Consider the following 12,762-nt stretch of genomic DNA (forward strand, 5'->3'; position numbering starts at 1 on the left):
GCGGGGCTGCGACGGAGGGATATCGGTCAGCGCGTGAGGCATTGCACCGCCTCCCGGAGGTGGACCGCGATGGCCGCTTGGGCGTCGGCGTCCTTGTCGGTATCCGGGGCCGCCCAGCGGAAGACGCTCTGCGTGAACCACTCGGTGATCCACAGCTTGAACCAGCCCGCCGCCCAGACGTGGGCGGGCAGTCCGGCTCGCGGTGCGGCGGCGTCGCCGGGGCCACCGGCGTCGATGTAGGCGCGCAGGAGCGCTTCGACGGCGGGCAGGTCGATCGGCTTCGGCGTTCCCTGCCACGAGACCAGGTCCAGCAGGCCCGGCCGAAACTCACGATGATCTCCCTTTCGCAGCCTGCATTCGGGGAGTGGAAAGCCCGGCCTGTGCTCCTCTTCGGGCTCGCAGACGCCGGATCACGGAGCGTCCCGAACGGCTGCGACCGCATCCGCCTGCCGGTCAGGAAGCCGCCCGAGGACGTCTCGCGAACAGTACCGACGTCGAGGCGCGCACGCAGGAATACACACGGTGAGAACGAACCGTCCGTTCCGACGGCGGGCGCGCTCCGCGTAGTAGCGGCGCTCCGTGTGGTAGCGGCGCGCTCCGCGTGGTAGCGGCGCGCTCCGCGTAGTAGCTGCCGCAGAATCCGGAGAGGTCGGGTGGGGGGTCAGGTGGCGGCGCGGAGGAAGGTGGCTGCGGCTGGGGCGGCTGAGGTTGCGCCGGCTCCGCCTGATTCGACGATGACGGCGAAGGCCAGGTCGGACTTGTAGCCGATGAACCAGCCGTGGGTCGGGGGGTTCTCGCCGGAGCCGTATTCGGCGGTGCCCGTTTTGCCTGCGGTGCCCTTGGGGAAGTCGACGCCCGAGGCGGTGCCCTCGGAGACCACGGCGGGCATCAGGGTTTGCAGGGCCCTGCGGACCTTCGGTTCCAGCTCGCGGGGTGGCTGGGGCTTGCGGCCCTTGGTGTCGGCGGCCTCGGAGACCAGCTTGGCGTCGACCACGCGGGGCGAGCGCCAGGTGCCGGAAGCTGCCGCCGCCGCGACGCCCGCCATGTTCAGGGGGCTCGTCAGGACCTCGCCCTGCCCGAAGGACGCGGCGGCGAGGGCGGTGGCGTCCTTGGTGGCGGGGAAGGCGCCGCGGACGGCGGGCAGGCCCGCGATGATCGGCTGGCCGAAGCCGAACTGCTGCGCCACCTGCGCCAGGCGCGCCTGGTCGAGGCGGTCGGTGCTGAGCTTGGCGAACGTCGTGTTGCAGGAGTGCGCGAACGCCTCGCGGAACGGGACGCGGCCGAACGCCTCGTGCTCGCTGTTGCGGAACGACCGGCCGCCGATGGTGACCGTCGCCGGGCAGTCCACCGGCGTCGACGCGGCGAGGCCGTCCGCGACGAGCGCGGCGGCGGTGACGACCTTGAACGTCGAGCCGGGCGGATACTGGCCCATCAGCGCCCGGTTGTAGCCGCCGGGCTTGTTCGCGATCGCGACGATCTCACCGGTGGACGGCCGGACGGCGACCAGCGACGCGTTCTTGTCGACGTCGGCGAGCGCGGCGGACGCGGCGCGCTGGGCGCGGGCGTCGATGGTCGTCTTGAGCGGCTCGCCCTCCTTGCCGCCGAACCGCTGGACGGTCTTCACGACCTTGCCTTCGCCCTCGACGATCTGGACGGCGAGCGCCGGAGTACCCGCGAGCCGTCGTTCGAACTGCTGCTGGAGGCCGTCAGTGCCGGCCGGATCGCCCTCCTTGTACGGAGCGCCGAGCTTCTCGGCCGTCTCGGCGTCGATCGCCCCGACGCGCCCCGCGATCTGCCCGGCCGACCCGGGCCCGGACAGCGGCGTGCCGTCCGCCGCGAGGACGTCCGCGCGGTCCGGCCAGGCCCGCGCGGTGCGGAGCCGCTGGCCCTCCTTGAGCCCCGGATAAAGGAGTGCGGGCGTCCACACGACGCGCCACTCGCCGTCGCGCTTCTCGACCGGCAGCGCGGCGGTGTAGCCGAACTCCCGGTTCCCGGCCAGGGTGAAGCGCGCGGTGAACGAGGCGCGGTCGTCCTTGACGGACGCCAGCTCGTACCGCTGCCCGGACGCGTTCATGTCCTCGCGCGCCTTCTTCAACCGGGCGTCGAGATCACCGGGAGCGTCGACGGTCAGCGACCGGACGGTCGCGTAGTCGCCCGCCGTCCACGCCGCGAGGAACCGTTCGGCGTTCTCCTGCGGGCCCCGGTCGCGCAGGAACCAGAAGGCGCCCCCGGCGCCGACCAGCACGATCGCCACGACGGCGACAACGATCCAGCCTCGTCGCATCGGAAATCCTCCCCCGTTGATGCCTGCGGACAGGACATCACCTCCGTGGCGATGCGTCCAACATTCATATCGCTCACAGTCCGATACTCGAACTGATATCGTCGCTGCTCGTGAACCTCGTGGGGCACCTGAGCTGCTTCGTCGCGGTCGCCGAAGAACTTCATTTCGGCCGGGCCGCCGACCGGCTCGGCATGGCCCAGCCCCCGCTGAGCCAGCGCATCCAGCGGCTGGAACGCGAACTGGGCGTCAAGCTGTTCGACCGGTCCAGCCGCCACGTCGCGCTCACCGCCGCCGGTGAACTGCTGCTCGGCGAGGCCCGCGACCTGCTCGCCCGCGCCGACCGCATCACCGCGCTCGCCGAACGCGTGCGGGACGGCGAGGCGCTGCGCGCCGGGGTCCCCGCCGGGCTCGGCGGCGGCGTCGTCGCCGCGCTGATCGCCGCGTACCGCGAGCGCCGCCCCGGCGTCCGCCTGGACCTGCGCGAACTGCCCACCACGACGCAGGTCCGCGCGCTGCTGGACGGCTCGCTCGACGTGGGCGTGCTCCGGCACCCGTGCGAGACGCGGGGCCTGTCCCTCGGCCCGCTGCTCGACCAGCGGATCGGCGTGCTGCTGCGCGCCCCGGCGCCGCCGGAACTGGCGCTGGCCGACCTGGCGGGCCGCGACCTCGTCCTGTTCCCCCGCGACGAGGCGCCCGGCAGCCACGACGACTGGCTCGCCGCCTGCCGCCGCCACGGCTTCGCCCCGCCCACCGTGCACGAGGCCCATCCGCCGTTCGCGCTCGGGCTCGTGCTGGCCGGGACGGCCGTGGCGTTCAGCCCGCGCGTGCCCGACACCGCCGAGGCCGTGTGGCGTCCGCTGCGCGGCGAGCCGCTGGCCTGGCGGACGTCCTGCGCGTGGCGGAACGACACCGTCGGTCCCGCCGTCGCCGATTTCACCTCCGTCGCCAGCGCCGTGTTCCGCCGGGAGGCCGCCATGACCGAACCCGGGCCGCGCCGCCGCGTCGTCCCGCGCCCCGCGTCCGGATTCCTCGCGTGAGGGCGGTGGCGGAGGCGTTCCGCGCGGCCGGGGTCACCGGCCGCCTGCACGCCCGCGACATCGACACCGGCGGCGTCGTGGACGTCGGCGGCGACGAGCCGGTCGTGCTGGCGTCGGTGTACAAGGTGCCGCTGCTCGTGGCGTTCTACCGGGAGGCCGCCGCCGGTCGGCTCGACCCGGCCGAGCGGATCACGCTGCCCGCCGGGGGCCGGTCGCCGGGCCCGACCGGGACGTCGGTGATGCTGGACGACGTCACGCTGTCGCTGCGCGACCTCGCCCTGCTGATGATCACCGTGAGCGACAACGGCGCCGCCGACACGATCTACGACTACGTCGGCCGCGACACCGTCAACGCGGCGATGGCCGCCTTCGGCCTGACCCGCACCCGCGTCACCGGCAACGGCCGCGACCTGTTCGCCGGGCTGCTGGACGACGCGGCCGCCGCCGACCTGGGCGACCTGTGGGAGCGCCTGGACGAACCGGGCCTCTCGGGACGTCTCGGCGCACTGGACCCCACCCGGACGTCGGCCTCGACGCCCGCCGAGATGACCGCGCTGCTGGCGCTGATCTGGCGCGACGAGGCCGCCCCGCCCGACGCCTGCATGCACATGCGCCGGATGCTGGGCCTCCAGGTGTGGCCGCACCGGCTGTCGTCGGGCTTCCCGTTCGACGACGTCCACGTCGCGGGCAAGACCGGCACGCTCCCGACGATCCGCAACGAGATCGGCGTCGTGGAGTACCCCGACGGCGGCCGGTACGCCGTGGCGGTCTTCACCCGCTCCCTGCTCCCGGTGGCCGTCCTACCCGAGGCGGACGCGGTGATCGGCACGGCCGCCCGGCTGGCCGTGGAGGAACTGCGCCGCCGACCGTGAAGGTTCTCCGACTGTTTCGTAAAGCCACGTAGCATCAGATGTAACGCCTTTACCGACCCTTGGGGAGAATGCGTTGCGGCTGCCGGAGCATCTGGAGCTACTGCTCACCGACGAGCCGGTCCTCGACGTGTACGCGTACGGGCCGTGGCGGGTGCCGGACGGGCTGTTCGAGGAGATCGCCGGACGGCTGGACGCGCTCGCCGCCGAACCGCGCGCCGCCGCGCTGACGACCGACGAGCACAAGCTGCTCACCCTGCCCGCGCCGCTCGTCCTCGCCGAGGTCTTCGGCATCCTGGCCTACCTGCCGGGCGGCGGCGCGATCAAGGCCGGGTCGTCCTCGCAGCTCCCCGAGCGGCTGCTGGGCAAACACCTGGTCAACCCCAGTCAGCTCAGCACCCGCATGACCCGCTGGGACGCGCCGGGCGGCCGGTGGCGGCCGCCCGTCGACTGGCTCGTCGAGGTGCCCGACCGCGAGCTGGGGATCGAACTGGCGCGGGACGCGCTCACCGCGCTGGAGGGCATCGCGCCGTTCGAGAAGCGCCGCGCCGCGCTGCTCGACATGTACGCGAACCCGCCGGACTGCGACGTCAACCTGTCCAAGCTCGAGCTGCGCGAGCGCTGGGCCGCCGGAGCCGACGAGGCGACGCTGTCCGCGCTGCCCGAACTGCTCGGCCCGGTCGGCTACCTGGAGTGGGTCGCCGCCGGGCTGCACGCCGCGTTCCTGCACCTCAAGCGGGCCGCGCCCGTCGAGGAGTCGTTCGCGGCGCACCTGGCCCGGCTGCTGCTCCAGGGCAGCATGGCGGACGTGCCCGCCGAGCTGATCGTCGCGGTCGGCGAGGACGTGTACGGCGAGGTCCGCGAGCGGTTCTCGGCCGAGCAGCGGCGCGGGTTCAAGGCCGCGCGCTGGCAGGAGCAGACGCAGGCGTGGCTGTCGCGGGGCCTGGTCGCGGGCGCCGCCGACGGCTGCCGGGGCTGGCTCGACATGGCGATGCGGTTCGTCGCGACCTGCCAGGGGCTCCCGGGCGACCCGTGGTTCCCGCGCAACGAGTGGATTCCGGTCCGCCAGTTCCAGACCGATCTGCGGCGGTTGTTCGGCACCCGCCGCAGCGTCGCCAACCCGCTCGGCGACACGCTGCGCACCACCGCCGCCGACGAGGCCCCGGCCAAGACGCGCGCCGTCGAGCAGGCCCGCGCGCGGACCGGGCTCGTCGAGCAGGCCGAGGTCGTGGCGGCGCTGGCGGACGCGGGCGGCGGCAGCGAGCCGGTCCGGCTGCTCATCGCCGGGCCGGAGGCGACCGGCAAGCGCGACGCCGTGCAGGCGCTCGGCCGCACGCTGGCGCTCGGCCGCGACCCGCTGTGGGTGACGGGGAACCTGTACGTGGGGCAGCGGCTCGCGGACGCGGTGGCCCGGCTGCACGCCGACGCGCGGGACTGCGCGCCGGACCGGCTGCTCGTCATCGACGGCCTGGACGCGATCATCACCGACCCCGGCAACGGCGAGGTGCTGGCCGCCGAGCTGCGCCGCGCGCTGTCGGTGCACCCCGAGCTGCACTTCGTCGCGCTGTGCGGCGCGGGCGGCGACGAGCGCATCCGCGAGATCGACCCGGCGCTGACGCAGCGGTTCCGCGTCGCGCGCACGCGGCCGTTCACGGCGGAGGGGCACGCGGAGCTGTTCCGGCGGGCCGTCACGGCGCGCGGCGCGCGGGTCACCCGGCCGGCCGCGCTGGCGGCCGGGGAGCTGCTGGCCGCGACACCGCCGGTGCAGACGCTGCGCAACGCGCGGCTGGCGCGGCACCTGGCCGACCAGGTGCTGCCCGACGTGTTCGCGCGGGACGGCGAGGCCGTCGTCCGCAAGCAGGACCTTCCCGACGTCCTGGACACCGGGCACACCGCCGGGAACCCGCTCGGTGACCTGTCCGCGCTCACCGGGCTGAACACCGTCAAGCAGGAGATCGCGCTGCTGGTCGCGGGGACGCAGGCGGCGCGGCTGCGGCGCGAAGCCGGGCTCAACGTGACGAACCCGACGCGGCACCTGGTGTTCACCGGCAACCCGGGCACCGGCAAGACGATGGTCGCGCGGCTGCTCGGCCGGATCTACAAGCGGCTCGGGGTGCTGTCGTCCGGGCATCTGGTGGAGGCTTCGCGGGCGCATCTCGTCGGTGAGTACATCGGGCAGACGGCGCCGCGCACGCGGCGGCTCGTCGAGCGCGCCGTCGGCGGGGTGCTGTTCATCGACGAGGCGTACACGCTGAGCCAGTCGTCGCTTAAGGGCGACTACGGGTACGAGGCGATCGCCGAGCTGGTCAAGCTCATGGAGGACCACCGCGACGATCTCGTGGTCGTCGTCGCCGGGTACGAGCGGGAGATGGCGGACTTCCTGGCCGCCAACCCCGGTCTGGACTCGCGGTTCCCGCGCCAGCTCCACTTCTCCGACTACACCGACGAGGAGTTGCTGGCGGTCTTCGCCCATCTGGCCGGTGAGGACGGGTTCGTCGTGCCGGACGCCACGCGCGACGCGCTGGCCCGGATGCTGCGGGCGATGCCGCGCGGGCCGTCGTTCGGGAACGGGCGGCTGATGCGGAACCTGCTCGACGTCGCGGTGGCGCGGCAGTCGGAGCGGATCGCGGCGTCGGCGCCGTCGCGGGACGACCTGGTGACGCTGCGTCCGGGCGACCTGCCGCCGGTGCTGGACAAGCCGGAGGAACTTCTCGGGGCGTACCTCTAAGGACCTTCCCGGGTGGGTATGACCGGTTCATCGACTTCCCCACGTGCGGTGAGGAGGTCGGTCATGCCCTTCGACGCGGTGCTGCGGGATCTGGCGCGGCGCGAGGCCGACCGGCTGCGCGACGGGACGCTGCCGTGGGGCCTGTTCCTCGACCGGGCCGCCCGGCATGGGCGCCACGGGCTGCTCAACACACTGCTGATTCCGGCGCAGTGGCGCGGGGCGTCCGATGTGCGGTCGTACGCGGCGTGGCGGGCGGCGGGACGGCACGTCCGCCGAGGTGAGACGGGAATCCGGGTGCTGACGCGGTCCGGCGCGTCGCGGGCGGTCTTCGACGTCGCGCAGACCGACGGCCTGCCGGTCGGGCGGCCGGACCCGTGCGAGGCGCCCGGCCTGCTCGGGGCCGCCGCGCGGCGGCGCGGGCTCGCGGTCGCGCGCCGGGCGGACGTCGCCGGGACGGCGCGGGCGCTCGTCGGCGGGGGCGGGACGGCGGAGGACGCGGCCGTCGTGTACGTCGTGCTGGCGCGGCTCGGGGTGGAGGCGGCGTCCCCCGCGGCGCCGCGCGGGTGCGGGGTCGCGGTCGCGCAGCGGGTGCTGGCGCGGGCGGCGGCGGTGTCGGCGGAGGTCGCTGACCGGTCGGACCCGGTGCGGGGCGCGGCGCACCGGTTCTTCCGGGCACGGCTGAGGGACGGCTGGGTGCCCGCGTATCTCGCCGGACGCGGTGTTCCGCGCGGCGTGCAGCGGCGGCGCGGGATCGGGTACGCGCCGGCCGGGCCGCGCGCGCTGCTCGACCATCTGGCGCGCCTCGGGCACGCGGAGGCGGACATCGTCGCGGCGGGCCTCGCGCACGACGGGCGGGACGTGTTCCGCGACCGGGCCATGTTCGCCGTCCGCGACACCGGCGGCGCCATCGCCGGGTTCCTGGGACGCCGGGCCGACGACACGGTCGGGGCCAAATACCTCACGAGCCCCGGATTCCGGCGCGGCGACCACCTCTACGGACTGTTCGAGGCCCGCGACCGGCTCGCGCACGGCGCCCGTCCCGTCCTCGTGGAAGGGCCGCTGGACGCGCTGGCCGTGGACCTCGCGGACCCGGCCGTGCACGCGGGCGTCGCCACGGGCGGGTCCGCGCTGACCGGCGCGCAGCTCGCGGCGCTCGCCGGTGTCGCGGACCTGCCCGGGACCGGCGTCCTCGCCGCGCTGGACGGCGACGCCGCCGGACACGCCGCCGCGCTGCGCGCCTGGCCGCTGCTGCGGGACCTCCCGCACGTGGACGCCGTGCCGTTCCCGTCCGGCGACGACCCGGCGGACCTGCTGGCCCGCGACGGCCGCGCCGCGCTCCGCGCGCGCCTGCACGCGCCGGTCCCGCTGCTCGATCACGTCGTGGACGCCGCGGCCCCCGGGCCGTTCCGGTGGAACGAGGAGCGGCTGACGGCCCTGCGCGCCGCCACCCGCGCGGTCGCCGCCGCGCCGCCGGAGCAGGCCGCCCGGCAGGCGGCGCGGCTCTCGTCCCGGCTCGGGCTGCCGCACGGGCTCGTCACGGACGTTCTCACCGAGCGCTTCTGACGGCTCGGTTGCCGGTGCCGGAGGCGGCTGCGAGGATCGCCGCATGGACCTGGCAGGCGCGATCAACCGGCTGACGGCGCGGTGGGCGGCGGAGCACACGGCGGGCTCCACGGTGTTCTCCGGGGCCGGGGCGTGGCCGCTGCTGGCGTTCCTCGCCGAGGCCGCCGACGGCGCCGCGCGCGCCGAACTGGAGGACGCGATCGGCGTGCCCGCCGCGCGCGGGGCCGAGGCGGGACGGGCGGCGCTGGAGCTGATGGCGTCCATCCCGGCCGTGCGGGCGGCGCTCGGGCTGTGGACCCGGCCCGGACTGCCCGTCCGGGACGCCTGGCTCGCGACGCTGCCGTCCGGCGCGCACGGGACGCTCACCGGGCAGGCCGCGCTGGACGCCTGGGCCGACGAGCACACCGGCGGCCTCATCCCCCGCATGCCGATCGACCTCGACGACGACGTCCTGCTCGTCCTGGCGACGGCGCTGGCCGTCCGCACGACGTGGGACGTCCCGTTCGACGAGCGCGGCGGCTCGCTGACGTCCGGCCCGTGGGCGCCCGCCCGACCGAAGCTGATCACCAGGATGACGCGCGAACCGGCCGACGTCCGCCGCGCCGACACGCCCGGCGGGCCGCTCACGCTGATCCGCGTCGCGGGCGACGGCGACCTCGACGTCCACCTCGTCATCGGCGCCGAGGACCGTTCGCCCGGCTCGGTGCTGGCGGACGGCATCGCGGCGCTGTCCGGCCCGCAGACTCCGGCGCCCGGCTTCACCGAGTCGCCGGGCGTCTCGATCACCAAGGCCCGTTCGAGCCAGCGCCACGACCGCGTCTCGCTGACGCTCCCGCCCTTCGAGGTCCGCGCGACGCACGATCTCCTGGGCATCCCCGGCACGATGGGCCTGGGTGCGGCGTCCGACCCGTCGCACGGCCACTTTTCCGCGATCTCCGCCGACGTCCCCCTGTACATCGCGCAGGCGCAGCAGAGCGCCCTGGCCCGGTTCCAGACGAAGGGCTTCGAGGCCGCCGCCGTCACCGCCGTGGCCGCGAGCCGCGCGATGGCCGTCCGCCCGGCCCATCGCGTCCACCACGTCGAAGCGGTCCTGTCCCACCCCTTCGCCACCCTCGCCGTCCACCGCCCGACGGGCCTGGTCCTGACGGCGACCTGGCTGGCCGAGCCGTCCGGCTAGGCGACGCGCACCAGCGCGCGGGCGTGCGCGATGGCGGCGGGCGTGCCGGCGAAGACGATGTCGCGGTCGGTGACGCCGAGGGCGCGCAGGACGCGGTCGTGCTCGGGCGCGACGCCCGACAGCAGCACGGTGATGCCGCGCCCCTCCAGCCGGGCGACCACGTCACCGAGGACCTGCGCGCCGGTCGCGTCCAGCGCGGTGACGCGGGACATGCGCAGGATGACGACGCGGACGTCGGCGATCTCGGAGAGTTCGAGCAGGAAGCGGTGGGCGGCGGCGAAGAACAGCGGCCCGTCCAGCCGGTAGGCGACGATGTGCTCGTCGAGCAGCGCGCGTTCCTCGGCGGTGTGGTCGCCGGGCTCCAGCGGGACGGCGTCCAGCCGGGCGGTGCGGGCGATGGCGCGCACCGCGAGCAGCACCGCCACGGCGACGCCGACGGCGACGGCCGTGATCAGGTCGAACGCGACCGTGACCGCGAACGTCGACGCCAGGACGAGCGCGTCGGCGCGGGTCGAGCGGGCCAGCGCCCGCAGCGACCCCACCTCGATCATCCGGACCGTGGTGGCGAGCAGCACCCCCGCGAGCGCGGCGAGCGGGATGCGCCCGACGAGCCCGGCGGCGGCGAACACGATCACCGCTAGGACGACGGCGTGCGTGAGCGCCGCCAGCCGCGACCGCGCCCCCGCCCGCACGTTGACGGCGGTGCGCGCGATGGCCGCCGTGGCGGGGACGCCGCCGAACAGCGGCACCACCAGGTTCGCGACGCCCTGGCCGAACAGCTCCCGGTCGGGATCGTGCCGCTCCCCCACGCTCATCCCGTCCGCGACGCTCGCGCACAGCAGGCTCTCCAGCGCGGCGAGCGCGGCCACCGCCAGCGCGGACGGAACCAGCGCGACGAGCGTCCCGGCGTCGAGGAACCCCAGCGACGGCGCGGGGAACCCGGCGGGCAGCGCGCCGATCCGCGCCACGTCCAGCCCGGCGACGTCCGCGACGAGCGTGGCGCCCACGACCCCGGCCAGCGAGAACGGGAGGCCCGGCCGCAGCCGCGCCCCGGCGAGCATCAGCGCGGCGACGCCGAGCGCGGTGAGCGGCGCGGCCAGGGACGGCGCGGACGCGTAGCGGGCCACCGCCCCGGCGGCGACGCGCCACACCTGCTCGCCGTCCGGCGCGGCGACACCGAGCGCCGCCGGAACCTGCTGGAGCGCGATGACGACGGCGATCCCGGCCGTGAACCCCTCGATGACGGGGACGGGCAGCAGCGCGGCCAGCCGTCCCGCCCGGACCGCCGCGAGGACGACCAGGACCGCGCCCGCCATCAGGCCGACCGCCAGCACGCCCTGCGGGCCGTGCTGCGCGACGATGGGCACCAGCACGACGGTCATCGCCCCGGTCGGCCCGGACACCTGGAGGTTGCTGCCGCCGAACACGGCGGCCAGCGCCCCGGCGATGATCGCGGTGACGAGCCCGGCCTGCGCGCCGAGCCCCGAGCTGACGCCGAACGCGAGCGCCAGCGGCAGCGCGACGACGGCCACCACGAGCCCGGCGACGAGATCACGCCCGGGGTCGCGGCGGGCGCCGCGCCAGTCGGAGGCGCGGGGCAGCAGGCGCGGCAGCTCCCGGACCGTCACGTGCTCCGGTCCTCGGCGCGCAGCTCGGCCAGCAGCACGCCCTGCTCGGCCAGGACGTCCCCGAGGATGCGCCGGGCGGCGCGCAGCAGCTCGGCCACGTCGGGCGTGCTCAGCGCGTACACGACGGTGGCGCCGTCGCGGGTGGCCGTCACCAGCCCGGCGCGCCGCAGCACGGCGAGCTGCTGCGACAGGTTCGACGCCTCGACGTCGATCGCGGCCAGCAGCTCCCGCACGGGACGCGGGCCGTCCTGGAGCAGTTCCAGCGCCCGGATGCGCACGGGATGCCCGAGCGTCCGGAAGAACTCGGCCTTGGCCTGATGCAGCGGAACGGGCATGGCGGGACGGTATCCCGAATTGAAGAATTCTTCAATTCACCATGTGGTCACGCCCGGCCGCTACTGGTCCAGGGTGTTCAGGTCGGTGAGCTTCCACTTGCCGGAGGTCTTGGTGGCGTCGACCGTCAGCATGGTGGGGGTGAGGGCGGTCTTGCCGTCGGCGGTGTTGGTGGTGCGCTGGTCGGCGAAGACGAGGAGGCGGGCCTTGGCGGAGGTCAAGGAGATGACCGCCGACTCGGTGACGGTGGTGGTGAGGATGAGCTTCTGGGCGGGGCCCTGGGTCTTCACGCCGTTGAAGAGCGTCGCGTACTTGGTCGACGCGGCGCCGGTGAGGGACGCGCGGGCGGCCTGCTCGGTCTTCGCCGGGTCCGTGTAGGTGTAGGAGAAGATCTTGGTGACGATGTCGCCGATGGCGCCCTTGGCCTCGCTGGTGGCCGCGTTGTCGGTCAGCGCGGTGTTGTCGGCGGCGGCGACGTTGCGCAGCGCGGACGCCTGCTGCGTCGACCAGATGCCGAGGGCGGCCAGGACGACGGCGGTCGCGCCGAGGATCAGGGGAAGACGGCCGGCTCGGGTCATCAGGAGGCTCCCGTCGGGGACTGCCCCAGGGCGCTGATCTTCCAGCCGCCGGGGGTGCGTTCGAGCTGGGCGACGAGCCGGTTCGTCTTGACGCTCGGGTCGCCGTCCGGCGTCGTCACGGTGATGCGGACGGCCAGGATCATCGACGCCTTGCCCGCCCGGTCGTCGAGCTGCGTCACGGCGCTCGACAGCACCTTCGCGGACGTGATCGTCTGGGCCGCCTTGACGTCCTTCTCGAACTGCGCCGCACCGGCGGTGAGCTGTTCGTGCAGTTCGCCCGTGGACGAGTCGCGCCAGGTCGCCAGGCCCTTCGCGACGTCGCGGTGGTCGAGGGTGCTGAGGTTCTGCACGTGCTGCTCGCCGCTCTGCACCACGTCGTCGCGGAGCTTGGAGAACGCCAGCGCGTCGTCGTGCGCGGCGGCGTACCAGCGCCAGCCGCCCCACGCCGCGAACAGGGCCGCGACGAGCAGGAGGCACAGGGCCGTCCGGACCAGTGGATCGGTCCACCGGCCCTCCGGCAGCTCGGGGGGTTTCGTCCGGATTTTGGTCATGGTCACCGGCACTC

At 74.9% G+C, this 12,762-nt stretch carries 10 protein-coding genes; 5 read left to right on the plus strand and 5 right to left on the minus strand.

Features of this window, described 5'->3' with window-relative positions; all coding sequences use genetic code 11:
- Window positions 1-661 precede the first annotated feature (661 nt).
- Window positions 662-2,284, minus strand: a complete 1,623-nt coding sequence (locus tag C229_RS0100895; RefSeq protein ID WP_018653197.1) for a penicillin-binding transpeptidase domain-containing protein — start codon at window positions 2,282-2,284, stop codon at window positions 662-664.
- 110 nt (window positions 2,285-2,394) lie between these two features.
- On the opposite strand from C229_RS0100895, the gene C229_RS0100900 reads away from it, so the two are divergent.
- The 5 genes from C229_RS0100900 (at window position 2,395) to C229_RS0100925 (ending at window position 9,658) form a co-directional block, all read left to right on the plus strand.
- A complete protein-coding gene (locus C229_RS0100900) occupies window positions 2,395-3,321 on the plus strand; it encodes a LysR family transcriptional regulator (protein ID WP_018653198.1) in 927 nt (308 codons plus the stop codon).
- Window positions 3,318-4,193, plus strand: coding sequence for a serine hydrolase (locus C229_RS0100905; protein WP_026313339.1), 876 nt, complete (start codon window positions 3,318-3,320; stop codon window positions 4,191-4,193). The genes C229_RS0100900 and C229_RS0100905 overlap by 4 nt, the downstream gene beginning before the upstream one ends.
- A 73-nt stretch (window positions 4,194-4,266) precedes the next feature.
- A complete protein-coding gene (locus C229_RS32445; RefSeq protein WP_051108836.1) occupies window positions 4,267-6,918 on the plus strand; it encodes an AAA family ATPase in 2,652 nt (883 codons plus the stop codon).
- A gap of 63 nt (window positions 6,919-6,981) precedes the next feature.
- Entirely contained in the window at window positions 6,982-8,481 is a 1,500-nt protein-coding gene (locus C229_RS32450; RefSeq protein ID WP_051108837.1) for a toprim domain-containing protein, read from the plus strand.
- Between the two features lie 43 nt (window positions 8,482-8,524).
- Window positions 8,525-9,658 carry a serpin family protein gene (locus C229_RS0100925; RefSeq protein WP_018653200.1) on the plus strand — a complete coding sequence of 378 codons (1,134 nt, stop codon included), beginning with the start codon at window positions 8,525-8,527 and terminating at the stop codon, window positions 9,656-9,658.
- On the opposite strand, the gene C229_RS0100930 is transcribed toward C229_RS0100925, so the two are convergent.
- From C229_RS0100930 to C229_RS0100945, 4 genes are read right to left on the minus strand one after another with little or no spacing between them, the layout of a single operon-like run.
- Entirely contained in the window at window positions 9,655-11,286 is a 1,632-nt protein-coding gene (locus C229_RS0100930) for a SulP family inorganic anion transporter (protein WP_018653201.1), read from the minus strand. The genes C229_RS0100925 and C229_RS0100930 overlap by 4 nt on opposite strands.
- Window positions 11,283-11,621 carry an ArsR/SmtB family transcription factor gene (locus C229_RS0100935; RefSeq protein ID WP_018653202.1) on the minus strand — a complete coding sequence of 113 codons (339 nt, stop codon included), beginning with the start codon at window positions 11,619-11,621 and terminating at the stop codon, window positions 11,283-11,285. The genes C229_RS0100930 and C229_RS0100935 overlap by 4 nt, the downstream gene beginning before the upstream one ends.
- A 60-nt stretch (window positions 11,622-11,681) precedes the next feature.
- Window positions 11,682-12,197 (minus strand): hypothetical protein, encoded by a 516-nt coding sequence (locus tag C229_RS32230; protein WP_018653203.1) that lies wholly within the window; start codon window positions 12,195-12,197, stop codon window positions 11,682-11,684.
- Window positions 12,197-12,748: a hypothetical protein gene (locus C229_RS0100945; protein ID WP_051108838.1), complete on the minus strand. Its 552-nt coding sequence runs from the start codon at window positions 12,746-12,748 to the stop codon at window positions 12,197-12,199. The genes C229_RS32230 and C229_RS0100945 overlap by 1 nt, the downstream gene beginning before the upstream one ends.
- Window positions 12,749-12,762 lie beyond the last annotated feature (14 nt).

The sequence above is a fragment of the Actinomadura flavalba DSM 45200 genome, assembly GCF_000374305.1.
Classification (GTDB): Bacteria; Actinomycetota; Actinomycetes; order Streptosporangiales; family Streptosporangiaceae; genus Spirillospora; species Spirillospora flavalba.